This window comes from Pseudomonas fluorescens, from assembly GCF_019212185.1.
In the GTDB taxonomy this organism is placed as follows: Bacteria; Pseudomonadota; Gammaproteobacteria; order Pseudomonadales; family Pseudomonadaceae; genus Aquipseudomonas.
On sequence record NZ_CP078138.1, the window covers coordinates 3,624,932 to 3,650,360 of the forward strand.

A 25,429-nucleotide genomic window follows, 5' to 3' on the forward strand; every position below is an offset into this window, starting at 1 on the left:
CAGGACCGGCTTTGAACAAACGATTTATTGAGCGGAGTAACATTCGAAAAATGCAGGTTACTCAAAAACAACACTCTCCCTTGTAGGAGGAGGCTCGCTCCTACAGTGGGAGGGCTCAGACGGCCGCAGTAGACGGCTGCAACTGCCGCTGCGCCAACCAGATTTCCTCCTGCAACCACTGGCTGAACACCTGCAGTTGCGGCATGTCGGTCTGCTCGGGGCGGGTCACCAGCCAGTAGGACTGGTGGCCGTCGACATGCACGTTGAGCACCTGGGTCAACTGCCCGCTGGCAAGCTCCGTGGCGACCATGTGCCAGTCGGCAATAGTGATGCCCAGACCGTCGATGGCTGCGCGGATCGCCAGGTCCAGCAGGTCGAATTCGTAGCCGCCCTGGGTATCCACGCCGCTGATCCGCGCCGCGTCCAGCCAGTGCTTCCAGGTCAGGTAGCGCTGGTCTTCGCGGGCCAGCACATGCAACAGGGTCAGGCGATTGAGGTCGATCCCCTCGCTCCATTCGCGGGCATACAGCGACGGCGCGCACACCGCGATATGCCGTTCCTGGATCAACAGCGAGCTGTCCAGCCCATCCCATTCACCATCGCCAAAGCGAATCGCGCAATCCAGGGTGCTGCTCTGCGCCAGGCTGTCCTGCAGGCGCGTGCTGATGCTCAACTCCAGGTCCGGGTGTTGCTCGCGCAGGCGCCCGAGGCGCGGCATCAGCCAGCGACTGGTAAAGGTCGGCGGCGCATTGATGTGCAGGCGATTGGAATGGGTTTTCTGCTGGATGCTGCGCACCGTCAGCTCGATCTTGTCGAATGACTGGTGCAGCGCCCGCAACAGCACCCGGCCGGCGCTGGTCAGGTCGAGGTGATGATGCCGGCGCTCCAGCAGCGGCTCGCCCAACTGCTCCTCGAGCTGGCGCACCTGACGACTGACCGCACTCTGGGTCACGTTCAACAGCTCGGCGGCGCGGGTGAAGCTGCCGGTGCTGCCAGCCACTTCAAAAGCCTTGAGGGCGTTGAGACCGGGCATTTTGCGTTTCATGTAAGGCACTCGGAGACGATCTTGAATGCGCCAAGCATCCCACGCTCCGACTGAATCGTCCTACAAGATTATTCAGTAACATGCGTCTGACGCAGGTTTTGTCGGATTTTTAATCGTTTGTTGATTCTCGCGCCGCGGGCAAGACTGGCCGGCATCTCACATAAAAATAACCGAGAGCTGCCCCATGCCCTTCCCTGCTTCCCTGCGTTTGAGCCCCCTTTATTTGGCCGTGCTCTGCACCATCGCTGCACCCGCCATGGCCGTACAGGTGACCGACAATCTTGATCTGGGAGGCGCCGTTCGTGCCCGTTGGGACTACGACCCGGATCGCGACATTCAGAACTTCGGTCTCGACACCGTCTTCCTCAGCGCCAAGTACAACTCCGACACCTGGATCGGCGAGGCCCAGTACCGTTTCTACGGCCGCTCCTACCCCTACAAGTACACCAAGAACTACGGCGATATTCAGTTCGCCAAGTACGCGTGGGCTGGCTACAAGTTCAACCCGGACCAGCAAGTGCAAGTCGGCTTGAACACGGTGCCGTTCGGCTTGCAGCCGTACTTCGGCAGCACCTTCTACGAAACCCTGGGCAACGTCATCGGCCTGGAAGATGTGCAACAGGTCGGCGCCAAATACATCCAGCAATCCGGTGACTGGAACCTGCAGGCCGGCTATTACCTGCGCCCGGCGTGGCAAGGCAAAGGCACCAGCAATGGCGTGACTTACTCCAGCGTAGTGTCCGAAGCTGATAGCTACGTCGTCGACGGTAGCGACAATCAGGAGCGCAATACCCTGGCGCTGCGGGTGGCGAAAGCACTGGAGCTGGGCCCATGGAAATCCGAAGTCGGCCTTTCTGGCCTGACCTCGAGCCTGGAAAACCGTGACACCAACAACGATGGCCGACGCAATGCCGTCGCCGTGCATTACCTGGGCAAGAACGGGCCTTGGGGCGTGCAATTGCAGGCAGCGCGGCAGCAGATGTCGCCGCGCAATCCGGGCACCGACGATTTGGTGACCCTGGGCGGCTACGACGGCACCTACAACGTCGCCAGTCGCGGCAACCTTTATGTGGCCGACCTGAGCTACGACGTCGATGGCAAGTACCTGTTCGATCAGGTCAGCGGGATCAAGCTGTACGCCAACTACAGTGCCTTCGACAAATCCGCCAGCGACTTCAAGACCTCGCAACGGATGATCCTTGGCAGCTCGTTTTCGGTGAGCAAACTGTGGGTGGCCACCGAGTGGCTGATCGGCAAGAACGATCCGTACATTGGTGGCAGCAACTACACCCAGAGCCTGGGGGCTGGTGGGTCGGATCAATGGGAGAACCAGTTGTACATGAACATTGGGTACTACTTCTGATGCTGATTCTTCAGCGCTCTTGAGGATGCCATCGCGGGCAAGCCGTCTCCCACAGTGGATTGGTGTACATCGGCCCTGTGTGGGAGTGGGCTTGCCCGCGATTGGGTGCCCAAACAACACTTGCATCAACGGCCTACAAATAGTCAGATAAGGACTTCGGATTTTTCGTACAGCTACCAGCCAAAGAACAACATAAAAGGCTGGTACGGAGCCCTTCTTTCATGCGTCAACTGCCCTCACTCAACATGCTGCGCGTCTTTGAAGAAGTCGCGCGGCATCGCAGTTTCAGCCAGGCAGCCGTGGGCCTCAACGTCACCCAGGGCGCCGTCAGCCGGCAGATCAAGCAGCTTGAAGATTATCTTGGCGTCGCCCTGTTTATTCGCACGCCCCAGGGCCTGTCGCTGACCGAAACCGGCCTCGCCCTTTCCCCGCACCTGAGCAGCGCCTTCGACCACATCGAACGCGCCCTGCAAGCCGTGCGCGTGCCTAACCTGCGCCAGCGCCTGCGTATTCTCGCGCCGCCGACCTGGGCCACCCGCTGGCTCTCGGCGCACTTGCGGGTATTTTGTCAGCGCTATCCGGATATCAGTCTGAGCGTGACCAGCCAGGGCAGCCACGACAGCCTGACGGAGGTCGACTGCCACATCCGCTTTGGCCTCGAAGCCGCCAGCCATTGCCACAGCCAACTGCTGGTGATGGAGCGACATATCGCTGTGGCCAGCCCGGAGCTGTTCAGCGATGGTCAGGCTCCGGATCTGCGGCAGTTTCCGCTGCTGCACATTCTTCATGATGGCAAGCGTTTGAAGGTCTGGGAGAACTGGCTGGAGGCTATGGGCCGGGACGACGTCGATGCCGCTCAAGGCCTGGAATTCAGCACCCTGGATCAGGTGATCCACACGGCACTGGCGGGGGGTGGTCTGGCGGTGATCGACCGGCAGATGATCGAGAAGGAACTTGCCAACGGCAGCCTGCTGCCGATCACCGCCGTGGAGGTGATCGGCCCTTATGGCTATTGGCTGGATGTACCCAACGACAAGCAGGGCTTGTCGAAGGTGCGGTTGTTTACCGAGTGGCTGGGGTTGGTGAGCAATCCCTAACACCCATCCCCTTGTAGGAGCTGGCTCGTCGGGCCGCCGCATCGCAGCGAAGGGGCCATCTGTACCACCGCATCAATTTCATCGCCAGCGGGCTGGCTCACTGTCAGACCGAAGCGGCAGCCTTTGCCGACACCGACACTCCCCCCTCCACCGGGCTCTGCGCCTTGCACGCCTGGCTCAATGTCAGCGACTTGGTTTCCGGCGCCCAGGCCCAGGAGATCAGCGCGCCGAAAGCCAGGATCGCGGCAAGGATGCCCATGGTCGGACTCAGGCCGATGCCCGCGACGCTGACCGGCAACAGGAAGGTACTGACCGCCGAGCCCAAGCGGCTGACCGCCGTGGCCAGGCCGATGCCGCTGGCACGCACTTCGGTCGGGAAGCTTTCGGCCGGGAATACCCCCACCAGGTTGCTCACCGCCGACAGCACCAGAGTAAACAGGCCAAATACCAGGACCATCAGCCAGGCCGCGCTGCTCGGCAATACCGCGAGCATGAACAAGGCAACCGCGAGGATGATGAACGAGTTGATCAGGAACCCTCGACGGGAAAACTTCACCGTGCACCAGATACCGATCAACGCGCCAAGGATCAGCAGCATGTTGAGCATCAACTCAGTACCGAAGCCCTCGGCCAGGCCCATCTTCTGCAGGATCGACGGCAGGAAGGTGTAGATCGCGAAGTACGGCATGACGATGCAGACGAAGAACAGGCAGTTGAACGCGGTGCGTTTGCGGTACTCAGGGCTGAACAGCACGGCATAGCCGGACCGAGTTTCGCTGGCTGGGGTTTCGTCGAGCTCAACGTGCGCACCGAGGTGCTTCTTGACGATCGCCCGAGCCTCGGCGATCCGCCCCTGGTTGACCAACCAACGTGGCGATTCCGGGGTGCCGATGCGGGCGATCAGGATCAATGCCGCCGGGATTGCCGACGAGGCCAACATCCAGCGCCAGGCGTCGTCACCGAGACTGAGCATGGCGGTGCCGACGAAAGTGGCGGCGACATAGCCAAAGGTCCAGATCACGCTGAACGATCCGAGCAACACGCCACGGTGTTTCTTCGGCGCAAACTCGGCAAGCATCGCGTGGCCGACACTGAAGTCACCGCCCAGGCCGATGCCGATCAATACCCGGCAGAGGAACAGCGCCATCGCCGATTCAACGTAAAACTGCATCACTGAAGCGAGGGTGATCAGCACGAAGCTGACCAGGAAAATTTTCTGCCGGCCGACCTTGTCGGAGATCCAGCCGAAGAACAGGCTGCCAATAAACAGCCCGATCAGCGCCGAGGCGCCAATCAGGCCCTGCCAGAATGCGTCCAGCTGCATTTGCGGGCTGAGCAGAGTAAACGCGATGCCGATCAGGCCGAGGATATAGCCGTCGGTGAAATGCGCGCCGAAGGTCAGGCCGGCGATTTTCAGGTGGAAGCGGCCGATGGGCAGGTCGTCGATTTTTACCGGTTGTGCGGACATGTGAATCTCCAGTTGTTGTTATTGATGGAGAAATGAAACCGAGAATGTCCCCTGTAGGAGCGAGCTTGCTCGCTCCTACAAAAGGACGGGGGAAACCTTAGAGACCACCCATCAACAGGTATTTGATCTCCAGGTAATCCTCCAGACCGTACTTCGAGCCTTCGCGTCCCAGGCCCGATTCCTTTATCCCGCCAAAGGGCGCGACTTCGGTGGAGATGATCCCTTCGTTGATCCCGACCATGCCGGCTTCCAGGCCCTCGGCCATGCGCCAGACGCGGCCGATGTCGCGGCTGTAGAAGTAAGCCGACAAACCGTAAGGCGTGTCGTTGGCCCGTTGCAGCACTTCGGTTTCGTCCTTGAAGCGGAAGCACGCAGCCACCGGGCCGAAGGTTTCGTCCTGGGCGATCAGCATGTCGCTGCTCGCTTCGGCAAGGATGGTCGGTTCGTAGAACGTGCCACCCAAGGCATGCCGACGTCCGCCGCACAGCAGCTTGGCGCCCTTCTCCAAAGCGTCGCTGACGTGCAGTTCAACCTTGGCCAGTGCTGCCGCATTGATCAGCGGACCTTGCTCGGTTTCGCCTTCCAGGGCATTGCCCACACGCATCGCCGCCACCGCTTCGGCAAGTTTTCCGGTGAAGGCTTCGTAGACGCCGTCCTGGACAAAGAAGCGGTTGACGCAGACACAGGTCTGCCCGGTGTTGCGGAATTTCGAGGCCATGGCGCCTTTGACCGCCGCGTCGATGTCGGCGTCGTCGAAGACAATGAACGGCGCGTTGCCGCCCAGTTCCAGCGAAACTTTTTTCAGAGTGTCGGCAGCCTGGCGCATCAGCAACTTGCCGGTGCGGGTCGAGCCGGTGAACGACAGCTTACGCACAATGCCGGACGCTTGCAGGGCGCCGCCAATGGCCACGGCGTCGCCGGAAACCACGTTGAACACGCCGGCCGGAATGCCCGCCTGTTCAGCCAGTACCGCGAGGGCGAATGCCGACAGCGGTGTTTCTTCCGACGGTTTGAGAATCATCGTGCAGCCAGCCGCCAGTGCCGGGCCGACCTTGCGGGTGACCATCGCCAGCGGGAAGTTCCACGGGGTGATCGCCGCGACCACGCCAATGGCCTCCTTGACCACAATGATTCGCGCATCGGCCTTATGGCTCGGAATCACGTCGCCATAGGCACGCTTGGCCTCTTCGGCAAACCACTCGAGGAAACTCGCGGCGTACACCACTTCGCCCATGGCTTCGGCCAACGGTTTGCCCTGTTCGCGACTGAGCAAGGTGGCCAGATCCTTCTGGTTACTCAGCATCAATTCGCCCCAGCGTTTGATGCGCTGGCTGCGTTCCTTGGCGGTCAACTTGCGCCACGCCGGCAACGCGCGGTTGGCAGCGTCGATGGCCAGGTTGGTTTCGGCGGCACCGGCCTTGTGCACATCGGCGATCAGCTCGCCGGTGGCCGGGTTCAGCACCGGGTAAGTAGCGCCGTCGCTGGCCCCTTCGCCGGTAAACCAGCGCCCATCGATGAAATTGCCGTTTCGGATCAACGCGCTCATGCCACGGCCTCGGTCAGGGTGAAGCGCTCCAGGCCAGGACGGGCCGAACGCAGGATACGTTTGCCGGCGGTGTAATCGTTGATCACGTCACACGGGGTGTAATTACGTTCCAGCTCGTGCAGCTCTTCGGCATCGAGTTTGGTCTCCAGGGCCGCCAGGGCACTGTCGAATTGTTCGGTGGTGTCGGCCCCCACCAGCATGCAATCGACACCCGGATGGTTGGCCACCCACGCCTGGGCGATCTGCGCATTGGACACCCCACGGGCGCGGGCCACGCGTTGCACCGAATGAGCGATCTGGAACGAGGCTTCGTCGCTGTACATCTGCTGGGTGAAGAAGTCGGTCTGGTTGCGGGTCGACTGCACGTCACCGGTCAGCAAACCACGGGCCAGCGGGCTGAACACCGAGACACCGAGGCCCTGGTCGCGGCAGAACGGAATCATCTCGCGCTCTTCCTCGCGGTAGGCGCAGTTCAGTTGCAGCTGCATGTTGATTGGCTTGACCCAACCGTTGCGCTCGCAGGCCATGAGGATTTTCGCCAGTTGCCCGGTGAGCATGGTCGAGACGCCGATGTAGCGTGCCTTGCCGGAGCGCACGATGTCGTTCATCGCGCTCATGGTCTCTTCGACCGGGGTGTTGACGTCGAAGTAGTGCAGCATGAAGACGTCGACGTAATCCATGTCCAGACGCTTCAACGAAGCGTCGATGCTGTCCATGATGTGCTTGCGCGAATGACCGCTGGCGTTGATCCCGCTGCGGGTGCCGTAGCCGACCTTGGTGGTGATCACCAGGTCTTCGCGACGGGCCAGGCGCTTGACGATGCGCCCCACCACTTCTTCACCGACGCCAGCGGAATAGAAGTCCGCCAGGTCGATGAAGTTCACCCCATTGTCCAGCGCGTGCTTGACGATCGGCTCGCTTTTCTTTTCATCGAAGATCCACGGTTTCCAGTCCGGGGTGCCCATGTTCATGGTGCCCAGGCACAGGCGCGAGACTTCAAGACCGGAGTTGCCCAAACGAATGTATTGCATGGTTCAGACCTCAGGCTTTTGGCGTGTAGAAAGGGTTGCTGATGTGGTTGACCACATCGGCCAACTGGGCGGTTTCCGGCTTGCCGGTCAGCGCGGCGCGGATCGCCGTACGGCAGGCGTTGTAGTTGTTCAGGTAGACCGCATCGAGGTCGTCGCAGGCCGGGTTGACCCAGTTGGCGGTGACGATGGCCCACTCGTCTTCGGCTTCCGGCGGCAACGTGCCGTCCAGCAATGCCTCCAGCACCGCCTTGGCGATACCGGCCTGGGACGCGCCCCAGGTAGCGTTGCCGTGCAGGTCGCTGTTGATCGCGGCCTTGTTCACATAGAGGGTCATTGGCTTGACCGGGATGTTCGGCTGGGCGATTACCATAAACGGGCAATGGCCTTGGCTTGGCGAGGCCAGGCTGTTGGCGAACGCCTGCCCGGCCGGGCCGTTGCGCGGGCCAATCAGGATGTTGATGTGGGCGGCATTGACGCCAGGGCCTTCGAAGCCTTCACCGATGTACAGGTCGAGTTGTTTCATGGGGTCGTTACTCTTGAGGTCACAGAGGGATTGTTCGGGATGATCAGACGCGCACGCAGGCAGTCAGCCGGGCGTGGCGAAAGTCGCTATTCGAAGAGCCCGGCTGGACGCCGGCAAGGGATGGGCTGTGAGGATGAGTCATGGCTGCAAACGCTCTTTTTTGTTGTTGATGAGCTGTGTTTGCGATTTTTTAACACCGGGGGCTGGAGGGGCTGTAACCATTAAAAGTCATGGGGGTATGACCTTGCGTCATACCCCCTGAAACAGCGGCGAATCAACTCGAATGCACGATGCCCTCGTCCGGCAAGTCGTCCAGCACTTCCGGCTGGCTGGGGTCCTCGGTGATCACCGTGAAGTCACTGACTTCGATGGCGCCCAGGCCATAACCGAGCAAGTGGAAGGAGAACGCCTTGCGCGATTCGGGGTTGTCGAAGCTGAAGTCCATCTGCAGCGGCTGGTCGCTGGTCACGACCATTTCTTCCGGCAGGCCCAGCGGCACGTCCTGCTCCATTTCCTTGGCCTTGAGCAGGATGTAGGCGGTTTCCTGCGGGTCGACCGCGCGCACCGTCAGGCGCACCCGGGTATGGGAGCCCTTGGGCATTTCCAGGTACTGAGCGCCGATCAGGTTGTCGGCCCAGTCATCCTTGACTTGCGCCTGCAACGGGATGATCGCCGAGCTGCCGAATTGATAATGCTGATTCAACGGGGTGCGCAGCAGGGTTCGGTCCAGGGCCGTGGCCCGGGCGGTGATCTGCCGTGCGCGCAGGCCGCCGTACTGGCCGATGAAACTGGCGCGTTCGGCAATGAAACCCTCGCTGTTGTAGTAGCGGCAACGCTGCTGGAAGTCGCATTCGGTGAGGGTGCCCTGGCCGTCGTGGTAGCGCAGCTTGCCGTTGGTGTACGACATGATTTCGCGGCCGGTGGTGTAGTCGCGAAACAGCGAGCGGCCACTGAGGGCGGACGGCACCGGCAAGGCGAAGTAGTCGAGGATCGAGGCGCTCAGGTCGACATGGCCGTAGACCCCGTGCTTGACCTTGGGCAACTCTGCCTGCTCCGGCGCCAGGGTCAGGTTGAAGCCCCAGGACGAGGCCAGGCGCACGCCGTCAATGCCATGGGATTCGTCGGAGGTGATGACCACCAGGGTGTCCTTGAGCACGCCTTGGCGCTCCAGGCCATCGAGAAAGGCGCCAAGGGCATCGTCGAGGTAACTGACCGCGGCCTGCTTCGCGGTGTCGTAGCGCTGCAGGTAGTCTTCCGGCGCCGAGTACGGCTGGTGCGTGCCAACGGTCAGCAGCGTCAACATCCACGGCTGCTGCTGTTTCTTCAGGCCACTGACATAGTCCAGCGCGCCCTCGAAGAACGCCTTGTCGTCCTTGCCCCAGGGGAATTCCAGGTAGTTGCTGTTGCTGAACCACTCCAGGCCATGGGTGGCGTCGAAGCCGATGTGCGGCATGATCTTGTCTTTGGCCATGAAGCGCAGGCCGGCGCCCTGCAGGTAATGGGTGGCGAAACCGTTCTTGTGCAACTGCGCCGGCAGGCAGGCCTGGTTGCGTTCGGTCTGGGTCAGCATCTCGACACCCTTGGGCGTGCCATTGTCGAGCTTGTCGTAGTCACCGCAGAGCATCGCGTACAGGCCACGAATGGTCTGGTGGCTGTGCAGCACGTAGTCCGGGGTGTTCATGCCGCGCTCGGCCCAACGGCTGAGGTTAGGCATGAGGTTTTCCTGATAACGGCTGTTCAGCGCCTCGCGATTGACCCCGACATAAGCCCCGGGAATCCCCTCCAGGGTGATGATCAGCACATTGCGCGCGCGCCCTGGGGCGGCCAGGAGTTTTTCGCCGTCGAGGTCGAGCTGGGTCAGGCCGGCCATTTGTGGCGGCACCTCTACCTGGTCGCCTTCCAGCCATTCTTCGCCACGCATCTGCAGATCGCCGACGGCAGCGGCCAGCAGTTGGTGCGGCAAGTTGAACTGGCGCCATTGATCGGCTTCGCTCGGGTGCAGGTACTGCGCGCCCCAGTGGGCGGTCAACAGCAGCACGGGGGCGGCCCAGGCACTGCGCGGCAGACGCGGCTGCGGCTGGGCGCGGCCCAGCCATTGGGTCGCCAGCCACAGGAGCAGCGCCAGCACCAGCGATGCCGCCAGCCATGGCTGGGCAAAACTGCCACTGGTGGATTTTTCGAGGAATTGCGGATCGACCAGGTAATTGAGGTCGGCGGCATTCGGCAGGCGGCCAACGGCGCTGACCAGTTCAGCGGTGGCAATGTTGAACAGGCCCCAGACCAGTAACAGCGGCACACTCAGCCATAGCGGCCGGCGATGCAGCAAGACCACCAGCAAACTGCCAATCCCCAGGTCCGAGAGATAGCCCATCGGGTCCGACCAACCCAGGGCCGCGCGCAAGCACAGCGGAACCACCAACACCAGGCCGATCAGGGCAGCGAGGCGCGCACGTGGTCGCTGCAACCAGTGACGAATAATCTTCACAAAAAGGCTTCCAGACATTAAATCTTCATATAGATGTGCTCGATGTTACCAAGGGATACACACAAAGACCCTCTTAAACTCCAGGCCTGTCGCGATCGAAGCGGTCGATCCTCATGGCACGAGCGCCGATAAGCCGGCTAATTGTCCGTAAAGCTTGGGTTAGAGCGCTGTAAGAAAACTCTGTAAAGCCCTTCCCCAAGCACTCGGCAAGTTGTTTCAGGCTGTTTAATGACGCCCACACCCCATCCTTCGCACGCAGTCGCCCGCCCGAGCTGAAAAAATCCCAAGCTCTGCTAACGTCAGCAATGCAGTCGATCACTCTCAACCCTCAGAGGGACTCCAGCATGTCGACCCCAGCGCTGCCGTTGATCACCCGCGTCAAAGCTTCGCTCTGTGCCACGGCACTGGGTGCCACGCTGCTGGCGTTGAGCGCCTGTAGCAGCATCGATGCGCAAACCACCGCCTACGTCGGCGTGCCCCATCCGGCACCGACCCTGGCAGCGAATGTCCAGGTCCTGCGCAGTGAACCGCTGCGCCCGCACATTCGTCTGGGCGAGGTGCTGATCGACGCCAGCGTCGACCCGGCCCCACCGATTACCGATGTCGAACAGAAACTGCGCGAAGAAGCGGCGAAGATTGGCGGAGACGCAGCGGTGGTGGTGTATGACCGCATCCAGCCGGTCGGCATCTACGTCAACGGCCCGCTGTGGGCACGGGATGCGCAGCAGATCGACGGGCGCAAGCTCAAGGCGATCGTGATCCAGTACCGCTGATTCCACCGGCAAAGCCGTTGACGGCTGACAAGGTTCGGTCACGAAAAATCATTACATTACTGGATAATTCGATATAGCTACCTACGCTAAACCTCCAGTAGCGCTATTTCGAATCAGCAGCGTCGTGAAACCCAAGGGGAAGGAGTCTTCATGCTTTTCGGCCGTCCGCGCGTCTCGTTGGTGAGCTTGACCCTGTTGTCGCTGGCGGTTGCCCAGCAGGCCCATGCCGGCGGCATCATGCTCTACGAAATCGGCACCGATAACGCCGGCCTCGCCAATGCCGGCGCCGCCGCTCGCGCCCAGGGCCCTTCGACCATCGCCAGCAACCCCGCCGGCATGAGTTACCTGTCGGGCACGCAGATCACCGGCGGCCTGCAGGTGCTGTATGGCGACATCAGTTTCAGCCGCGACGGCAACACCAACGTCTCGGGCAGCAACAGCGGCAACGCCCTCGATCCGATCCCTGGCGCGAGCTTTTTTATCAGCCATCAACTCGACGACAACTGGAGTGTCGGCTTCGGCTCCTACGGTGACTTCGGCCTGGCGGTCAACTACGACAACGACTGGTCGGGGCGCTACTTCGCGCAAAACTCCAGCATCGCCGGGCTGTCCCTGGTGCCCAGCGTCGCCTACCGCTTCGACGATCAGTGGTCGGTGGGCGTCGGCGTCAAGGCCATGTACGGCATGCTCCAGGCCCAGACCGCGATCGACCGATCGCCGCTGGGTCTGCTCGATCGCGGTGACGGTCAGTACAAATACAAGGACAGCGATTGGGGCTATGGCGCCAACGTCGGGGTGATCTACGCCCCGCAACCCGGTACGCGCATCGGCCTGGCCTATACCAGCCAGGTCGACCTCGACTTCAAGGACAACCTCGACGTCAAGGGCAATGGCGCGGTGCTCGATCGCCTCGATGGCACCGACACCCAGCTGTCGATGCAGGTGCCGCAGACCGTCACCCTCAGTCTGTTCCAGCAACTCGACCAGCAGTGGGCATTGCTCGCTTCGGTGAATTGGCAGGACTGGTCGGAATTCGGCGAAGTCGGCATCGACGTCGACACCGCCGTTGCCGGTGCACGTTCGACCACCGTGGATGCCAAGTACAAGGACACCTACCAACTGGCACTGGGCGCACAATACCAGGCCACTGAACAGTGGCTGTGGAATGTCGGCGTGGCCTATGACAGCAGCGCCGTTTCCGACAGCCATCGTTCGGTGGTGGTGCCCATGGCCGAGTCCTGGCGCCTGGCCACCGGTGCCACCTACGCATTGGACAAGGACACCGACATCAACCTCAGCTGGGCCATGGTCTGGCTCGGCGACATGCCGGTGGATCAGAGTAAATCCCTGTCCGGCGATCGAATTTCAGGACAGTTCGACAACACCTGGATTCAAGCCGTGACCGGCAACATGACCTGGCGTTTCTGACGCTTCCACCCCTTACACCTGAACAAAGGCAATTAAAAACATGGAGTCAAATGCTATGAGCTTGTCACGCAAACTGATCTTCGGCGCCGCACTGACCAGCCTGCTGCTGGGTGGTTGCACCTCGAAAATTACCGAGAAGGACCAGTACTCCGGATTCCTGTCCAACTACAACAACATGGAGGAAGTGACGACCCCTAGCGGTGACAAAGCCCTGCGCTGGGTCAGCCCGTCGTGGAACCCCAATGCCTATGACACCGTGGCTTTCAACAAGCTGGACTTCTACCCGGCCCCCAAGCCCGATGAGCGCGTCAACCGCCAGACCCTGACGGAACTGCAGAACTACATGTTCAACGGGGCCAAGGCCACGCTGGGCACCAAGTACCGCATCGTCCCTAACGCCCAGTCGGCACCCGCCGGCGCCAAGGTCCTCAACCTGCGTGCGGCAATTACCGGCGTCAGCGCCGCCAACGAAGGCATGAAGTGGTACGAAGTGGTCCCCATTGCCGCCGTAGTGGGCGCGACCAGCGCTGCAACCGGTCACCGCGACCAGGACACCACGCTGTTCATCGAGGCTGAACTGGTGGATGCGCGGACCAACCAGACCGTGGTTCGGGTCGTGCGCAAACTGTTCGGCAAAACCCTGGAGAACTCCAGCCAGAAAATCACCGCCAACGACTTCAAGGCGGCGATCGCCAAGCTCAACAGCGACTTGCAGACGTTTATCCGCTAAGCCTCACGCAGTTGCCAGCCCCCTCTTGCGGGGTGCTGGCATTTCGACACTGCCGCGCTTGCCTTCGCACCAGCCAGACGCTACTGTCAAACCCATGAATCAAGCCCGCGTGACCTCGACCACCTTTACCACGACCGCCCCCGGCGGGTCGTGAGAGGTGCTGTGAGCCAGCCGGCACAGTCACTTCAAAGGCCCCGCCAACAATGGACGGGGCCTTTTTATTGCCCTGCTGTCGCTGGCTTCACTGCAAGGAAATGCACCATGCACGCACTCTTGATCCTCGACATGCAAGTCGGCCTGTTCCACGGCTCGGACGCGCCCTGGCGCGGCGAAGGCCTGCTGGCCAATATCAATCTAATGCTGGACAAGGCCCACCAGGCCGGAGCGCCGGTGTTTCTCGCAAGGCATGTCGGCCCGCCCGGCTCACCGATCGAGCCCGGCAGCCCGTTGACCTGTTTGATTCCGGAATTGGCGTTGCAGGGCGATGAAATCATCTTTGAAAAAAACCGCCCCAGCGCCTTTGCCCGCACTGACTTCGCCCAGCGCCTGCGTGAGCTCGGCGTATCGACGCTGCTGATCGCCGGCATGAAGACCCAATACTGCGTCGACAGCACCTGCCGCGCCGCCCGCGACCTGGGCTTCGACGCGCTGCTGGTGGAAGACGCCCATGGTTGCAGCGACACCGCGACACTCAGCGCCGAGGCGATCATCGCCCATCACAATGCAACCCTGGCCGGGCCGTTCTGCCGACTGGTGCAAAGCGCCGACTGGCAATTCCCTCGAGGAGAACAGCCATGAGCCTGCTGATTCGCCTGGCCGGCGCCGCCGATGCCAGCGCCATCAGCCAGGTGGTGTTGGCCGCATTGCGTGAGTCCAACGCCGCTGATTACTCGCCGGAGATCATCGAGCAGGTCGCCGCGAACTTCTCGCCGGCGGCGATCCTCGGCTTGCTCGAGCAGCGTCAGGTTTTTGTGGCGACCAACGATCAGCAGGTGATCGCCACCGCCAGCCTCGACCGCGATGTGGTACGCAGTGTGTTCGTCGACCCTCGGCATCAGGGCAGCGGCGTTGGGCGGCAATTGATGGCGGCGATTCATCAAGCCGCCACCCTCGCCGGCATCGACACCCTGCGCGTGCCCTCTTCGCTGACCGCCGAGGGCTTTTACCGCAGGCTTGGTTACGAGGTGCGGGGCGAGCAGCTTCACGGCGCCGAACGCACGATCATCATGCAAAAGCACCTGCCTGCACGTACGGCGTGATATTGGCCATGGCGCGCTCGACGTAGTGCTCCTTCTCGCCCACCGGTGCGACGTAGTGCACGGCGTTGCGCGCCGCTTCCTCGCCCTGCAGACGGGCAATGATCCACGCCGCCAGGTAAGTCGAGGCCAGGCAGCCGCCGGCGGTGGCGACATTGCCTCGGGCGAAAAACGCCTGGTTCAGCACCTCGACACCCGCCGCCTGGACCCAGGGTTTGGTGGTCAGGTCGGTGCAGGCCGGCACGTTGTGCAGCAGGCCGAGTCTGGCCAGCACCAGGGCCCCGGAACACTGGGCCGCCAGCAACTGGCGTTCGGGGTCGAGTTGCAACTGCGCCATCAACGCCGAGTCGGCCACGGCTTCGCGGGTCAGCGCGCCGCTGCCGATGATCACCGCATCGGCGGCACTGGCTTGCTGCAAGGTCGATTGGGACTCGATCAACAGCCCGTTCATCGAGCGCACCCGCAGCGTCGGACTGGCGATCGATACCCGCCAGCCGGGAGTCTTGATCCGGTTCAGCACGCCGAGGGCAATCAGGGAATCGAGTTCGTTGAAACCTTCAAAGGTGACGATAGCGATGTGCATGGCCAGCTCTTCCTTTATGGGCAGTTGTGAAGACTCAGGCTAAGGCGAATAATCAGGACAATCAAAAAATTGTACTGGATACAAGCCCATGCCCCGCTCTCGCTACAAGTCGCTGGTGGACGCCTTCGCTGCGGACATTCGCAGCGGCCGTTTGTCCCCCGGCACCCGCCTGCCGACCCACCGCGAACTGGCCGGCCGACATGGCCTGGCGCTGGCCACCGCCACCCGGGTCTACGCCGAACTGGAAAGCATGGGCCTGGTCAGCGGCGAAACCGGGCGCGGCACCTTCGTCCGCGAGACCGCCCTGCCCGCCGGCCTCGGTGTCGACCAGCACGCCGTGGCTTCTGGCCTGCTGGACCTGAATTTCAATTACCCGGCGCTGCCCGGCCAGGCCGAATTGCTGCGCGGTGCCTTGCGCCAACTGGCGACCTCCGGCGATCTGGAAGCCTTGCTGCGCTACCAGCCCCATGGCGGACGGCCCCATGAGCGCACCGCCGTCGCCCGGCATCTGGCGTGCCGAGGGCTGAGGGTCGACGAGTCGCAGGTGCTGCTGGTCAGCGGCGCCCAGCACGGGCTGGCGGTGACCCTGATGGGCCTGCTGCGATCGGGGGACCTGATCGCCACCGACGCCCTCACCTACCCCGGGTTCAAGGTGCTGGCCGAGGCCCAGCGCCTGGAGCTGGCACCGATTCCCGCCGCCAACGGTGAGCCCGACCTGCTGGCCCTGGCGCGCCTGTGCCGGCAACGCAAGGTGCGTGCGGTCTACTGCATGCCGACCCTGCACAACCCGTTGGGCTGGGTCGCCAGCCTGGAGTGGCGCGAACGCCTGGTGCGGATTGCCCGCGAACATGACTTGCTGATCATTGAGGACGCGGCCTACGCCTTTCTCGCCGACCAGCCGCCAGCGCCCTTGGCCGCGTTGGCGCCTGAGCGTTGCGTCTACGTGTCGGGGTTGTCGAAGAGTGTCGCCACCGGGCTGCGGGTCGGCTTTGTCGCCGCGCCCCCCGCGTGGATACCCGCCCTGGAACGCAGCATCCGCGCCACCGTGTGGAACACCCCCGGTGTCATGACCTCGATTGCCTGCCAATGGCTGGACGACGGCACGGTCATGCGCCTGGAGCAGCAAAAACGCGAGGATGCCGCGCAGCGCCAGGCCATGGCCCGGCGGATCCTCCACGGTCTGGCGTGCATCGGCCACCCGCAGTCGTATTTCCTCTGGCTGACGTTGGGCGAGGAAGTGCGCGCCGATCAGGTGGCGATGGCGCTGATGGCGGAGAACGTCTCGGTGTCGACCGCCGAACCTTTCGCTACCTCAACCGCCATGCCCCACGCGATCCGCCTGGCCCTCGGCTCGCTAGCGCTGGACAGCCTGGAACTCGCGTTGCAAACGGTGCGGCGGGTGGTCGAAGCGCACAGTTATTGAGGCTCCGACTGCACCACGCCACGCTCTTCGAGCAAGCGCACAAACATCGTCAGGCTTTGCGACACCGTGCCCCGGCGCCACACCAGCCAGGTGCGCAAATAGCGGAACGCCTCGCTCAGCGGCCAGATACTCACGGTGCTGCAACCGGGCATGCTCTCGAGCATGCTGCGCGGCATCAGCGCCAGCCCGGCGCCGGCACTGACGCAGGCGAGCATGCCGTGATAGGACTCCATTTCATGGATCCGCCCCGGCACTGCGGCGTCCTTGCTGAACCAGCTTTCGAAGTGATGACGGTACGAGCAGTTGGCGCGAAAGGCATAGATGCTCTCGCCATTGACGTCCCGGGCGCGCTGGATCGGCGCGTGGTTGAGCGGCGCGATCAGGACCATTTCTTCCTCGAACGCCGGTACCCCTTCCAGCGCCGGGTGCAACACCGGACCGTCGACAAAGGCCGCCACCAGCCGCCCGGAGAGCACGCCGTCGATCATGGTTCCGGAGGGCCCGGTGGACAGGTCCAGCTCGACCTTGGCGTACTGCTGGTTATAGGCCGCCAGCAGTCCGGGGATGCGCACCGCCGCGGTGCTTTCCAGCGAGCCGAGGGAAAACGCACCCTGGGGTTCTTCGCCGGCCACCGTGGCCCGGGCTTCCTGCACCAGGTCGAGAATACGTCGGGCATAGTCGAGAAAACTCCAGCCCGCCGGCGACAGGCGCAAGCGGCTTTTCTCGCGGATGAACAGATCGACGCCCAAGTCCTGCTCCAGTTGCTTGATGCGCGTGGTCAGGTTCGACGGAACCCGGTGGATCTGCTGGGCGGCGGCGCTGATGCTGCCGTGTTCGGCCACGGCCTTGAAGATTTCCAACTGAACCAGATCCACTTCATTCTCCAAACGTGAACGATAGACTCAGGATTATTCAGTTTTCAGCAAACATACGCCAGCGTAATCTGCGTCCATCCCCACCCCGCAGGACGGTGCCATGACTGACGTATCCAGCCTCACCCACGCTATTTCGATCAATCCGGCCAACGGCCAACAGGTCGGCCAGTACCCCTACCAGTCCGCCGAACAGTTGCAGGCTGCACTGGCCCGCGCCGCCAGCGGTTTCGCCCTGTGGCGGCGCAAGCCGTTGGCCCAACGTGCCGACGCCCTGCTTGCCCTGGGCCGTGCCTTGCGCGACAACGCGACGGCCATGGCCGAAATGATCACCCTGGAAATGGGCAAGCCGATCACCCAGGCCCGTGGCGAAATCGAGAAATGCGCCCAGCTCTGCGAGTGGTACGCCGCCCAGGGGCCGGTCATGTTGAATGCCGAAGCGACCCTGGTCGAAGGCGGCAAGGCGCGTATCGAGTACCGGCCGCTGGGGCCGATCCTCGCGGTGATGCCGTGGAACTTCCCAATCTGGCAGGTCTTGCGCGGGGCGGTTCCGGCCTTGCTCGCCGGCAATACCTACGTGCTCAAGCATGCGCCGAACGTGATGGGCAGCGCTTATCTGCTGCGCGATCTGTTCCAGCAAGCCGACTTTGCTCCCGGCGTGTTTGAAGTGATCAACGTCACCCCGCAAGGTGTGTCGACAGCGATTGCCGACCCACGGATCGCCGCCGTGACCCTGACCGGCAGCGTGCGCGCCGGCATCGCCATCGGCGCTCAGGCCGGTGCGGCGCTGAAGAAGTGCGTGCTGGAACTGGGCGGCAGCGACCCGTTTATCGTGCTCAATGACGCCGACCTCGACGAAGCGGTCAAGGCCGCAGTGATCGGCCGTTACCAGAACACCGGGCAAGTGTGCGCGGCGGCCAAGCGTCTGATCGTCGAGCAAGGGGTGGTCGAGGCATTCACCCGCAAGTTCGTCGAGCACACGCAAAAGCTGGTGATGGGCGACCCAACGCTGGCCGCGACCTACCTCGGGCCGATGGCCCGTGCCGATCTGCGCGACGAGCTGGATGGCCAGGTGCGGGACACCCTGGAGCAAGGCGCGACGCTGTTGCTCGGCGGTGGCAAGGTCGAGGGACCTGGCAACTACTACCAGCCGACAGTGCTGGGCGATGTCACCGACCAGATGACTTCGTTCAAACAGGAACTGTTCGGCCCGGTGGCCTCGATCATCACCGCCCGCGACCCTGCCCACGCCCTGGCATTGGCCAACGACAGCGAATTCGGCCTGACCGCAACGGTGTACACCGCCAATGCCGAACTGGCGCAGCAATTTGCCGACGAACTGGAAACCGGCGGCGTGTTCATCAACGGCTACAGCGCCTCCGACCCGCGCGTGAGCTTCGGCGGGGTGAAGAAAAGCGGCTTCGGTCGCGAGCTCTCACACTTCGGTGTCCGCGAATTCTGCAATGCACAGACGGTGTGGTTGGATCGGCGGTGATTGGCTGATCGACGCAATCCCTGTGGGAGTCGGCTTGCCGGCGATGGTGGTGGATCAGTCACAAGGTATCGGACTGACCCACCACACCCCATCAATGCTGCAAGATCTTCGACAGAAAACTCCGCGCTCGGTCCGAGCGCGGGGCGCCGAAGAATTCTTCGGACTTGACGTCCTCGATGATCTCGCCGCCGTCCATGAACACGATGCGGTCCGCGACTTTGCGGGCGAAGCCCATTTCGTGGGTCACGCACATCATGGTCATGCCTTCCCGGGCCAGTTGCACCATGACGTCGAGCACCTCGTTGACCATCTCCGGGTCCAGCGCCGAAGTCGGTTCGTCGAACAGCATGGCAATCGGGTCCATGGCCAGGGCTCGCGCAATGGCCACCCGTTGCTGCTGGCCGCCGGACAACTGGATCGGGTACTTGTGCGCATGGGCCTTGAGCCCTACCCGCTCCAACAGCGCCATGCCCTTCTTCGTCGCGGTGTCGCGATCCCGACCAAGCACCTTGATCTGTGCCAGGTTGAGGTTGTCGATGATGCTCAGGTGCGGGAACAGCTCGAAGTGCTGGAACACCATCCCCACCCGCGCCCGTAGCTTGGGCAGGTCGACGCCCTTGCCGGTGACCGGCTGATTCTCGATGAAAATCTCGCCTTCCTGCACCGGCTCCAGGCCGTTGACGCATTTGATCAAGGTGCTCTTGCCCGAGCCGGACGGCCCGCAGACCACCATCACTTCACCCTTCGACAGCTCGGTGGTGCAGTTCTTCAGGACCTGAAAATTGCCATACCATTTGCTCAGGTTTTTCATCTGGATCATGCGGTTCTCCCTACATTTCTTTTCAGGCGCTTGGTCAGGTTGGACAGCAGGTAGCAGATCACCAGGTAGACCAGGGCCACGAACAGGTACAGCTCCACCAGGCGCCCGTCACGCTGGGCGAACTTGCTGGCGGCGCCGGTAAAGTCGGCAATCGACAGCACGTACACCAGTGAGGTGTCCTGGAACAGAATGATGGTTTGGGTCAGCAGCAACGGGGTCATGCGGCGCATGGCCTGGGGCAGGATCACGTAGAACATCGATTGCGCCGGACGCAAACCGAGGGCTGCCGCCGCTTGCCGCTGGCCACCGCTGATGCTCTGGATACCGCCGCGAATGATCTCGCTGTAATACGCCGCCTCGAACATGCAGAAGGTGACGAAGGCGGTGACCACCGGGCCGATTTGCACCGGCCGTTCCGTGCCGAACGCCATTTGCAACAGCAACGGCATCAGGAAGTAGAACCAGAAAATCACCAGCACCAACGGAATGCTGCGCATCACCGTCACATAGCCCAGGGCAAAACCGCGTAGCACCCGGTTGGCCGACAGGCGCATCAACGCCAGCACGGTGCCGGCGACGATGCCCACCGACATCGCCACCAGGGTGAGGGTCAGGGTGAATTTCAGGCCGTTCCACAGGGCCGGCATGGCCCGCACAATGACGCTTGGGTCTAGATCAAACATGACTACCTCGTCGCGCCGCGCAGGGTCAGGGAACGTTCAATGCGACCCATGACGAAGGTCACCAGCAACGAGATGACCACGTAGATCACGGTTGCGGCGGTGAACGCCTCAAAGGTATTGAACGAGTATTCGCTGACGTTGCGTGCCTGCGCGGTCAATTCCATCAGGCCGATGGTCAGGGCCACCGACGAGTTCTTCAGGGTGTTCAACGCCTCGGAGGTCAGCGGTGGAAAGACCACGCGCAACGCCTGGGGCAACAACACCTGCATGTACATTTGTGTCGGCCGCAGCCCGAGGGCCAATGCCGCGCCCCGCTGCCCCGCCGCCACCGACTCGATGCCGGCCTTGAACAGCTCGGACAATTTGGCCGAGGTAAACAGGGTCAGGGCCACCACCGCGCTGAAAAATGACGGGTAAGGCAAATCCTGTTTGAGGTAATCCCCCATCGATACCGGCAACAGTTCGGGCACGACGAAGAAGCAGATGAACATCTGCACCAGCAATGGGATGTTGCGGAACACCTCGGTGTACAGGTTGCCCAGCCACACCAGCGGCCGCAGCGTGCTGGTACGCAGGGTGCCAACCAGACCGCCGATGACAAACGCGAGGATGAACGCCGCGAGCGTGGTCGCGAGGGTCCAGCTGGTGCCAGTCACCAGCCAATGCAGATATGAGGACGATTCTCCGGGAGCAAAATCCCAGAACACGTTCCAGTTCCAGTTGTAATCCATGAAGCACCAACCTTTGCGAGAAAGCGGAACGCTTGCGTGCTGATCCAGAACTGCCGCAGTCCCCTGTCGGAGCGAGCCTGCTCGCGAAGAACCTGAGGGCGCCGCGCTCATTCAGAATGGGCGCGTTCTTCGCGAGCGGGCTCGCTCCTACAGGGGGATGTAGTACGGTCCCGAAATCGGGGAGATCAGCTGTTTGACCCGCCGTGATCAGACCCCGGTGTCGTTCGGATTGGCGATCGCCTGTTTCAGCGCGTCGCTCATCGGCAGGTTGATCACCGCGTTTTTCGGCGGGATCGGTTGCTCGAACCATTTCGGGTACTGGCTGTTGATCACGCCGCTGCTGTAGAGGTTGCGCAGCACGTCGTCGGCAAAGGTCTTGAACTGCGGGTCGTTTTTGCGGATGCCGATGGCATAGGGTTCTGCCGACATTGGCTCGGGCAGCAAGGTGTAGTTATCCGGGTTGCGGCTCTGGGCGATGGTCGCCATCAGTTGCACATCGTCGTTGATGTAGGCCACTGCGCGACCGGTTTCCAACATCAGGAAGGCTTCGCCGCCATCTTTCGCGTTGAGGATTTTCAGGTCCAGTTGCTTGTCGCGGTTGAGGTTCTTGGTGATCCACTCACCACTGCCGCCGGTGATCACCACCACCGCCTTGCCCTTGAGATCGTCGACACTCTTGATCCCGGCGTTTTTCTTCACCGCGTACTTGGCGCTGGCCACGTAGCTGGTGAGCAGGAAACCGATCTGCTTCTGGCGCTCGACGGTGTTGGTGGTGACGCCGCACTCGAGGTCGATGGTGCCGTTAATCAGCAGAGGTGTACGGGTGGCCGCGACCACCGAGACGTATTCGGTCTTGAGGTTGGGCTCGCCGACCTTGACCTTGATCTGGTCGACGATCTTCTGGCACAGATCAATGCTGTAGCCAATCGGTTGCTGCGCGTCATTGAGGTAAGAGAACGGCAACGAGGCGTCGCGATAACCGAGGGTGACGGTCCCTGATTCCTTGATCTTCTTCAGGGTTCCGGTCAATTCGTCCGCCTGTGCGGCGCTGGTGCCCAGGCACGCAGCAATGACGAGGGCGAGCAGCTGTTTCTTTTTATCGAGCATGGGGATCTCCGACTATTGTTATGGCAGCTTGGGCACAGCAAAAGGCAAAGGCTTCAGCGCAGGGCTGACAGCGCTTCGCGGATATTGACGACAGCTTTTTCTATTTTTTCTCGCGAGGTGGCGAACGACAGCCGGAAGTAACCCGGCAAACCGAATGCCAGGCCCGGCACCACCGCCACACCGGCGTGGTTGAGCAAGTAGGACGACAACTCGACGTCATCACTGATCACTCGCCCTTCGGGAGTGACCCGACCGAACAACTGGCTGCACTCGGGGAAGGCATAGAACGCCCCCGCCGGTGCGCTCAGGCGCAAACCTTCGCACTGACTCAGCCCCTCCACCAACACGCGCCCGCGCTCGGCGTACTCGGCGGCGCTGCGGCTGACGAAATCCTGCGGTCCTTCGAGGGCGGCGCGCGACGCTTCCTGGGAAATCGCACTGGCACCCGAAGTGCTCTGGGACTGGATCTTGCTGATCGCCGCGATCAACGCCTTGGGCCCGGCGGCGTAACCGATGCGCCAGCCGGTCATGGCGTAGGCCTTGGCCACGCCATTGATCAGCAGCGTGCGCTCGCGCAGTTGCGGGCAGGCATTGCCGAACGAGACGAAGGGCTGGTCGGCGAGCAGCACGTGCTCGTAGATCTCATCGGACATCACCAGCACTCGTGGGAAATCCTCGAGCACCTTGCCCAGCACCTGCAATTCGGCCTCGGTGTAGATCGCCCCGCTCGGGTTGGACGGTGAGTTGAGGATCAGCCAGCGGCTGTTCTCGGTCAGAGCGGCTTGCAGCGCCTCGGCGGTGAGTTTGAAGCCGGCCTCGATGCCACAAGGAATGACCTGCGGGCTGCCGCCGTTGAGGGTGACGATATCGGAATAGGAGACCCAGTACGGCGCGGGGATGATCACCTCGTCGCCGGCTTCGAGGGTGGCCATGAAGGTGTTGAAGATGACTTGCTTGGCGCCGTTGCCGACGGTGATTTCGTCGACGCTGTAGGCCAGGCCGTTTTCGCGCTGGAACTTGCCGACGATCGCCTGGCGCAGGGCCAGGGTGCCTTGCGGCGCGGTGTAGCGGGTATGGCCGTCACGCATGGCCTGGGCGGCCGCGTCGACGATGTGCGCCGGAGTATCGAAGTCCGGTTCGCCGAGGCTCATGTCGACAATGTCGCGACCCTCGTTGGCCAGTTCCTTGGCACGCATGGAGATGATCATGCTGGGAGAAGAGGAAATCTGTTTGACGCGCTGACTTTCAAAACTCATGAAATACCCGCCTTCCTTGGAGGTGCACTAACGATCTTCGGAGGATCGTCTAGCGCCTCTCAGTTGTTGTACGACGTAGTATGACATGCGATTTTCTGATTTCGCAATCACCAAAACCGACTGATTTCCGGCCCATGAAAAAAGCCCGAAAATCCCTTCATAACCGTGGTTATTGGGGGATTCGGGCTTAATGTGTGCGTCTATGGTGCACAGAGGTGGTACGACAACTAAAAAAAGGCACCGGCGGGTGACCAAACCTGACCGGTGCCAAAACGACCTGTTCGAACGAATATCAAGCCTTAGCCAAGGGTGTTCAGGCACACCACCTTGGGCTGGGTCATCTCCTCATAAGCGAAGCGCACGCCTTCGCGGCCGAGGCTGCCGTACTTCGAACCACCAAACGGCATCGCATCGAAACGGTAGTCGGACGAGTCATTGATCATCACCCCGCCCGCCTCGATCTGCCGCGCCGCGCGCAAGGCGGTGTCGAGGTTGCCGGTGAAGATCCCGGCGTGCAGGCTGTATTCCGGCTCGTTGGCCAGGGCGATCGCCTGCTCGAAGCTGTCGAACGGCTGCAGCACCACGACCGGAGCGAACACCTCATGGCGCCACAAACGGCTGGCATGATTGACGTTCTCCAGCACGGTCGCCGAGTAGCACGAACCCTGACGCTGGTGACCGCACAGCAGCGTGGCACCTTCACGGATCGCTTCGTCGACCACATTCTCGGCATTCTGCGCGGCCTGCACGCTGATCATCGGACCGATATCAGTGCCGGCCAGCGCCGGATTGCCGGCCACCAGCGCGGCGGCCTGGCGCACAAAACCCTCGCGGAACGCCTCGTACACCGAGGCCTGGACCAGCAGCCGCTGGGTGCCGATGCAGTTCTGCCCCGCCGCCCAGAAGGCCCCGGAGACGCAACTGTCGATGGCCGCCGGCAAGTCGCAGTCACCCATGACGATCACCGGGGCGTTGCCGCCGAGGTCCATTGCCAGCTTCTTCAAGCCGGCGGTGCGGGCGATCTGTTCGCCGGTGACGAAGCCGCCGGTGAAGGAAATCATTCGCACCTCACGGGCCGCCACCAGCGCCTTGCCCAGTTCCGCGCCACCGGTGGCAACGGTCACCACCGACTCCGGCAACCCGGCCTGCACCAGGTAGGACACCAGGCGCAGGGCCGACAACGGCGCCAGTTCCGAAGGCTTGAGGATCACCGCATTACCGCCGGCAATCGCCGGGCCGAGCTTGTGCGCCACCAGGTTCAGCGGATCGTTGTACGGCGTGATCGCCACGATCAAGCCCAACGGCTCACGGGTGAACCAGCCCTGGCGCGATTCCGAGCCTTCGTAGGCATCGAACGGCACGACCTCGCCGGCGTTGCGCTTGGCCTCTTCAGCCGACAATTTCAGGGTGTTGACGCAGCGTTTGACCTCCTTCTGCGCCTGCACCAGGGTCTTGCCGGCTTCGTCGACAATCAGTTGGGCGAACACCCGGGCGTCGCGCTCGATGTCCAGCGCGGCCTGCTCGAGGATTCGCGCCCGGCGATGACGCGGCAGGCCGGCACACAGCCGCGCACCCTGGCGGCCCTGCTCGAGCAGTTGCGGGACCTGGGTCGCACAGACCTGGTCGACACGGCCAATGACGCTGCCGTCAAACGGGTTGAATACGTCGATTTGTGGCTCGACGACCGCCAGGGCCAGACGCGATACGTTCACAG

23 protein-coding genes are annotated in these 25,429 nt (G+C 62.3%); 9 read left to right on the forward strand and 14 right to left on the reverse strand.

Features of this window, described 5'->3' with window-relative positions; translation table 11 throughout:
• Positions 1–115 precede the first annotated feature (115 nt).
• Entirely contained in the window at positions 116–1,045 is a 930-nt protein-coding gene (locus KW062_RS16235) for a LysR substrate-binding domain-containing protein (protein WP_105755453.1), read from the reverse strand.
• Positions 1,046–1,229: 184 nt separating this feature from the next.
• On the opposite strand from KW062_RS16235, the gene KW062_RS16240 reads away from it, so the two are divergent.
• Both KW062_RS16240 and KW062_RS16245 read left to right on the forward strand, forming a co-directional pair.
• On the forward strand, positions 1,230–2,408 hold the full coding sequence (locus KW062_RS16240; protein WP_105755452.1) for a hypothetical protein: 1,179 nt from the start codon (positions 1,230–1,232) through the stop codon (positions 2,406–2,408).
• 221 nt (positions 2,409–2,629) lie between these two features.
• Complete coding sequence (locus tag KW062_RS16245; RefSeq protein ID WP_105755451.1) at positions 2,630–3,505, forward strand: LysR substrate-binding domain-containing protein; 876 nt, start codon at positions 2,630–2,632, stop codon at positions 3,503–3,505.
• Between the two features lie 103 nt (positions 3,506–3,608).
• On the opposite strand, the gene KW062_RS16250 is transcribed toward KW062_RS16245, so the two are convergent.
• The 5 genes from KW062_RS16250 to KW062_RS16270 all read right to left on the reverse strand — a co-directional run bounded on the left by KW062_RS16250 (position 3,609) and on the right by KW062_RS16270 (position 10,576).
• Positions 3,609–4,973 carry an MFS transporter gene (locus tag KW062_RS16250; protein WP_105755450.1) on the reverse strand — a complete coding sequence of 455 codons (1,365 nt, stop codon included), beginning with the start codon at positions 4,971–4,973 and terminating at the stop codon, positions 3,609–3,611.
• A 97-nt stretch (positions 4,974–5,070) separates the two neighbouring features.
• Positions 5,071–6,519: an NAD-dependent succinate-semialdehyde dehydrogenase gene (locus tag KW062_RS16255; protein ID WP_105755449.1), complete on the reverse strand. Its 1,449-nt coding sequence runs from the start codon at positions 6,517–6,519 to the stop codon at positions 5,071–5,073.
• On the reverse strand, positions 6,516–7,550 hold the full coding sequence (locus KW062_RS16260) for an aldo/keto reductase (protein ID WP_105755448.1): 1,035 nt from the start codon (positions 7,548–7,550) through the stop codon (positions 6,516–6,518). Before KW062_RS16260 ends, KW062_RS16255 begins: the two co-directional genes overlap by 4 nt.
• Positions 7,551–7,560: 10 nt before the next feature.
• Positions 7,561–8,073 (reverse strand): formaldehyde-activating enzyme, encoded by a 513-nt coding sequence (gene fae, locus KW062_RS16265; RefSeq protein WP_105755447.1) that lies wholly within the window; start codon positions 8,071–8,073, stop codon positions 7,561–7,563.
• 274 nt (positions 8,074–8,347) lie between these two features.
• Complete coding sequence (locus KW062_RS16270) at positions 8,348–10,576, reverse strand: LTA synthase family protein (protein WP_105755446.1); 2,229 nt, start codon at positions 10,574–10,576, stop codon at positions 8,348–8,350.
• 326 nt (positions 10,577–10,902) lie between these two features.
• Here KW062_RS16270 and KW062_RS16275 point away from each other — a divergent pair, with 326 nt between their 5' ends.
• The 5 genes from KW062_RS16275 (at position 10,903) to KW062_RS16295 (ending at position 14,748) form a co-directional block, all read left to right on the forward strand.
• Positions 10,903–11,331, forward strand: a complete 429-nt coding sequence (locus KW062_RS16275; RefSeq protein WP_027618274.1) for a hypothetical protein — start codon at positions 10,903–10,905, stop codon at positions 11,329–11,331.
• A gap of 150 nt (positions 11,332–11,481) precedes the next feature.
• Entirely contained in the window at positions 11,482–12,759 is a 1,278-nt protein-coding gene (locus KW062_RS16280; protein WP_105755445.1) for an OmpP1/FadL family transporter, read from the forward strand.
• 55 nt (positions 12,760–12,814) lie between these two features.
• Entirely contained in the window at positions 12,815–13,489 is a 675-nt protein-coding gene (locus tag KW062_RS16285) for a DUF3313 domain-containing protein (RefSeq protein WP_105755444.1), read from the forward strand.
• Positions 13,490–13,750: 261 nt separating this feature from the next.
• Positions 13,751–14,287 carry a cysteine hydrolase family protein gene (locus tag KW062_RS16290; protein ID WP_105755443.1) on the forward strand — a complete coding sequence of 179 codons (537 nt, stop codon included), beginning with the start codon at positions 13,751–13,753 and terminating at the stop codon, positions 14,285–14,287.
• The gene (locus tag KW062_RS16295) at positions 14,284–14,748 is read left to right on the forward strand and encodes a GNAT family N-acetyltransferase (protein WP_105755442.1); all 465 of its coding nucleotides are present in this window, start codon (positions 14,284–14,286) and stop codon (positions 14,746–14,748) included. The genes KW062_RS16290 and KW062_RS16295 overlap by 4 nt, the downstream gene beginning before the upstream one ends.
• Here KW062_RS16295 and KW062_RS16300 read toward each other — a convergent pair.
• Positions 14,714–15,328, reverse strand: coding sequence for a DJ-1/PfpI family protein (locus KW062_RS16300; protein WP_027618269.1), 615 nt, complete (start codon positions 15,326–15,328; stop codon positions 14,714–14,716). The genes KW062_RS16295 and KW062_RS16300 overlap by 35 nt on opposite strands.
• 88 nt (positions 15,329–15,416) lie before the next feature.
• Here KW062_RS16300 and KW062_RS16305 point away from each other — a divergent pair, with 88 nt between their 5' ends.
• Positions 15,417–16,751: an aminotransferase-like domain-containing protein gene (locus KW062_RS16305; protein WP_105755441.1), complete on the forward strand. Its 1,335-nt coding sequence runs from the start codon at positions 15,417–15,419 to the stop codon at positions 16,749–16,751.
• Here the strand turns inward: KW062_RS16305 and ptrR are convergent.
• Positions 16,745–17,626: a putrescine utilization regulator PtrR gene (gene ptrR, locus KW062_RS16310; protein ID WP_105755440.1), complete on the reverse strand. Its 882-nt coding sequence runs from the start codon at positions 17,624–17,626 to the stop codon at positions 16,745–16,747. The genes KW062_RS16305 and ptrR overlap by 7 nt on opposite strands.
• 100 nt (positions 17,627–17,726) lie before the next feature.
• Between ptrR and KW062_RS16315 the strand changes: the two genes are divergently transcribed.
• The gene (locus KW062_RS16315) at positions 17,727–19,118 is read left to right on the forward strand and encodes an aldehyde dehydrogenase family protein (RefSeq protein WP_105755439.1); all 1,392 of its coding nucleotides are present in this window, start codon (positions 17,727–17,729) and stop codon (positions 19,116–19,118) included.
• A 91-nt stretch (positions 19,119–19,209) separates the two neighbouring features.
• Here KW062_RS16315 and KW062_RS16320 read toward each other — a convergent pair whose 3' ends face one another.
• The 6 genes from KW062_RS16320 to KW062_RS16345 form a co-directional block, all read right to left on the reverse strand.
• Positions 19,210–19,938, reverse strand: a complete 729-nt coding sequence (locus tag KW062_RS16320; RefSeq protein WP_027618265.1) for an amino acid ABC transporter ATP-binding protein — start codon at positions 19,936–19,938, stop codon at positions 19,210–19,212.
• Positions 19,935–20,621, reverse strand: a complete 687-nt coding sequence (locus KW062_RS16325) for an amino acid ABC transporter permease (protein ID WP_027618264.1) — start codon at positions 20,619–20,621, stop codon at positions 19,935–19,937. Before KW062_RS16325 ends, KW062_RS16320 begins: the two co-directional genes overlap by 4 nt.
• A gap of 2 nt (positions 20,622–20,623) precedes the next feature.
• Positions 20,624–21,352, reverse strand: coding sequence for an amino acid ABC transporter permease (locus KW062_RS16330; RefSeq protein ID WP_105755438.1), 729 nt, complete (start codon positions 21,350–21,352; stop codon positions 20,624–20,626).
• A 207-nt stretch (positions 21,353–21,559) separates the two neighbouring features.
• Positions 21,560–22,459 (reverse strand): transporter substrate-binding domain-containing protein, encoded by a 900-nt coding sequence (locus tag KW062_RS16335; RefSeq protein WP_105755437.1) that lies wholly within the window; start codon positions 22,457–22,459, stop codon positions 21,560–21,562.
• A 53-nt stretch (positions 22,460–22,512) separates the two neighbouring features.
• Positions 22,513–23,715 carry a pyridoxal phosphate-dependent aminotransferase gene (locus KW062_RS16340; protein WP_105755436.1) on the reverse strand — a complete coding sequence of 401 codons (1,203 nt, stop codon included), beginning with the start codon at positions 23,713–23,715 and terminating at the stop codon, positions 22,513–22,515.
• A 299-nt stretch (positions 23,716–24,014) separates the two neighbouring features.
• Complete coding sequence (locus KW062_RS16345) at positions 24,015–25,427, reverse strand: aldehyde dehydrogenase family protein (protein ID WP_105755435.1); 1,413 nt, start codon at positions 25,425–25,427, stop codon at positions 24,015–24,017.
• Between the last annotated feature and the right edge of the window lie 2 nt (positions 25,428–25,429).

What these genes read in the sequence shown, in the direction of transcription:
- KW062_RS16290 (WP_105755443.1), top strand. Translation starts at nt 13,751, where the DNA reads ATGCACGCACTCTTGATCCTCGACATGCAAGTCGGCCTGTTCCACGGC.
- KW062_RS16260 (WP_105755448.1), bottom strand. Translation starts at nt 7,550, where the DNA reads ATGCAATACATTCGTTTGGGCAACTCCGGTCTTGAAGTCTCGCGCCTG.
- KW062_RS16340 (WP_105755436.1), bottom strand. Translation starts at nt 23,715, where the DNA reads ATGAGTTTTGAAAGTCAGCGCGTCAAACAGATTTCCTCTTCTCCCAGC.
- KW062_RS16235 (WP_105755453.1), bottom strand. Translation starts at nt 1,045, where the DNA reads ATGAAACGCAAAATGCCCGGTCTCAACGCCCTCAAGGCTTTTGAAGTG.
- KW062_RS16270 (WP_105755446.1), bottom strand. Translation starts at nt 10,576, where the DNA reads ATGTCTGGAAGCCTTTTTGTGAAGATTATTCGTCACTGGTTGCAGCGA.
- KW062_RS16300 (WP_027618269.1), bottom strand. Translation starts at nt 15,328, where the DNA reads ATGCACATCGCTATCGTCACCTTTGAAGGTTTCAACGAACTCGATTCC.
- KW062_RS16250 (WP_105755450.1), bottom strand. Translation starts at nt 4,973, where the DNA reads ATGTCCGCACAACCGGTAAAAATCGACGACCTGCCCATCGGCCGCTTC.
- KW062_RS16335 (WP_105755437.1), bottom strand. Translation starts at nt 22,459, where the DNA reads ATGCTCGATAAAAAGAAACAGCTGCTCGCCCTCGTCATTGCTGCGTGC.
- KW062_RS16305 (WP_105755441.1), top strand. Translation starts at nt 15,417, where the DNA reads ATGCCCCGCTCTCGCTACAAGTCGCTGGTGGACGCCTTCGCTGCGGAC.
- KW062_RS16325 (WP_027618264.1), bottom strand. Translation starts at nt 20,621, where the DNA reads ATGTTTGATCTAGACCCAAGCGTCATTGTGCGGGCCATGCCGGCCCTG.
- KW062_RS16285 (WP_105755444.1), top strand. Translation starts at nt 12,815, where the DNA reads ATGAGCTTGTCACGCAAACTGATCTTCGGCGCCGCACTGACCAGCCTG.
- KW062_RS16245 (WP_105755451.1), top strand. Translation starts at nt 2,630, where the DNA reads ATGCGTCAACTGCCCTCACTCAACATGCTGCGCGTCTTTGAAGAAGTC.
- fae (WP_105755447.1), bottom strand. Translation starts at nt 8,073, where the DNA reads ATGAAACAACTCGACCTGTACATCGGTGAAGGCTTCGAAGGCCCTGGC.
- KW062_RS16275 (WP_027618274.1), top strand. Translation starts at nt 10,903, where the DNA reads ATGTCGACCCCAGCGCTGCCGTTGATCACCCGCGTCAAAGCTTCGCTC.
- KW062_RS16255 (WP_105755449.1), bottom strand. Translation starts at nt 6,519, where the DNA reads ATGAGCGCGTTGATCCGAAACGGCAATTTCATCGATGGGCGCTGGTTT.
- KW062_RS16330 (WP_105755438.1), bottom strand. Translation starts at nt 21,352, where the DNA reads ATGGATTACAACTGGAACTGGAACGTGTTCTGGGATTTTGCTCCCGGA.
- KW062_RS16240 (WP_105755452.1), top strand. Translation starts at nt 1,230, where the DNA reads ATGCCCTTCCCTGCTTCCCTGCGTTTGAGCCCCCTTTATTTGGCCGTG.
- KW062_RS16280 (WP_105755445.1), top strand. Translation starts at nt 11,482, where the DNA reads ATGCTTTTCGGCCGTCCGCGCGTCTCGTTGGTGAGCTTGACCCTGTTG.
- KW062_RS16295 (WP_105755442.1), top strand. Translation starts at nt 14,284, where the DNA reads ATGAGCCTGCTGATTCGCCTGGCCGGCGCCGCCGATGCCAGCGCCATC.
- KW062_RS16315 (WP_105755439.1), top strand. Translation starts at nt 17,727, where the DNA reads ATGACTGACGTATCCAGCCTCACCCACGCTATTTCGATCAATCCGGCC.
- KW062_RS16320 (WP_027618265.1), bottom strand. Translation starts at nt 19,938, where the DNA reads ATGATCCAGATGAAAAACCTGAGCAAATGGTATGGCAATTTTCAGGTC.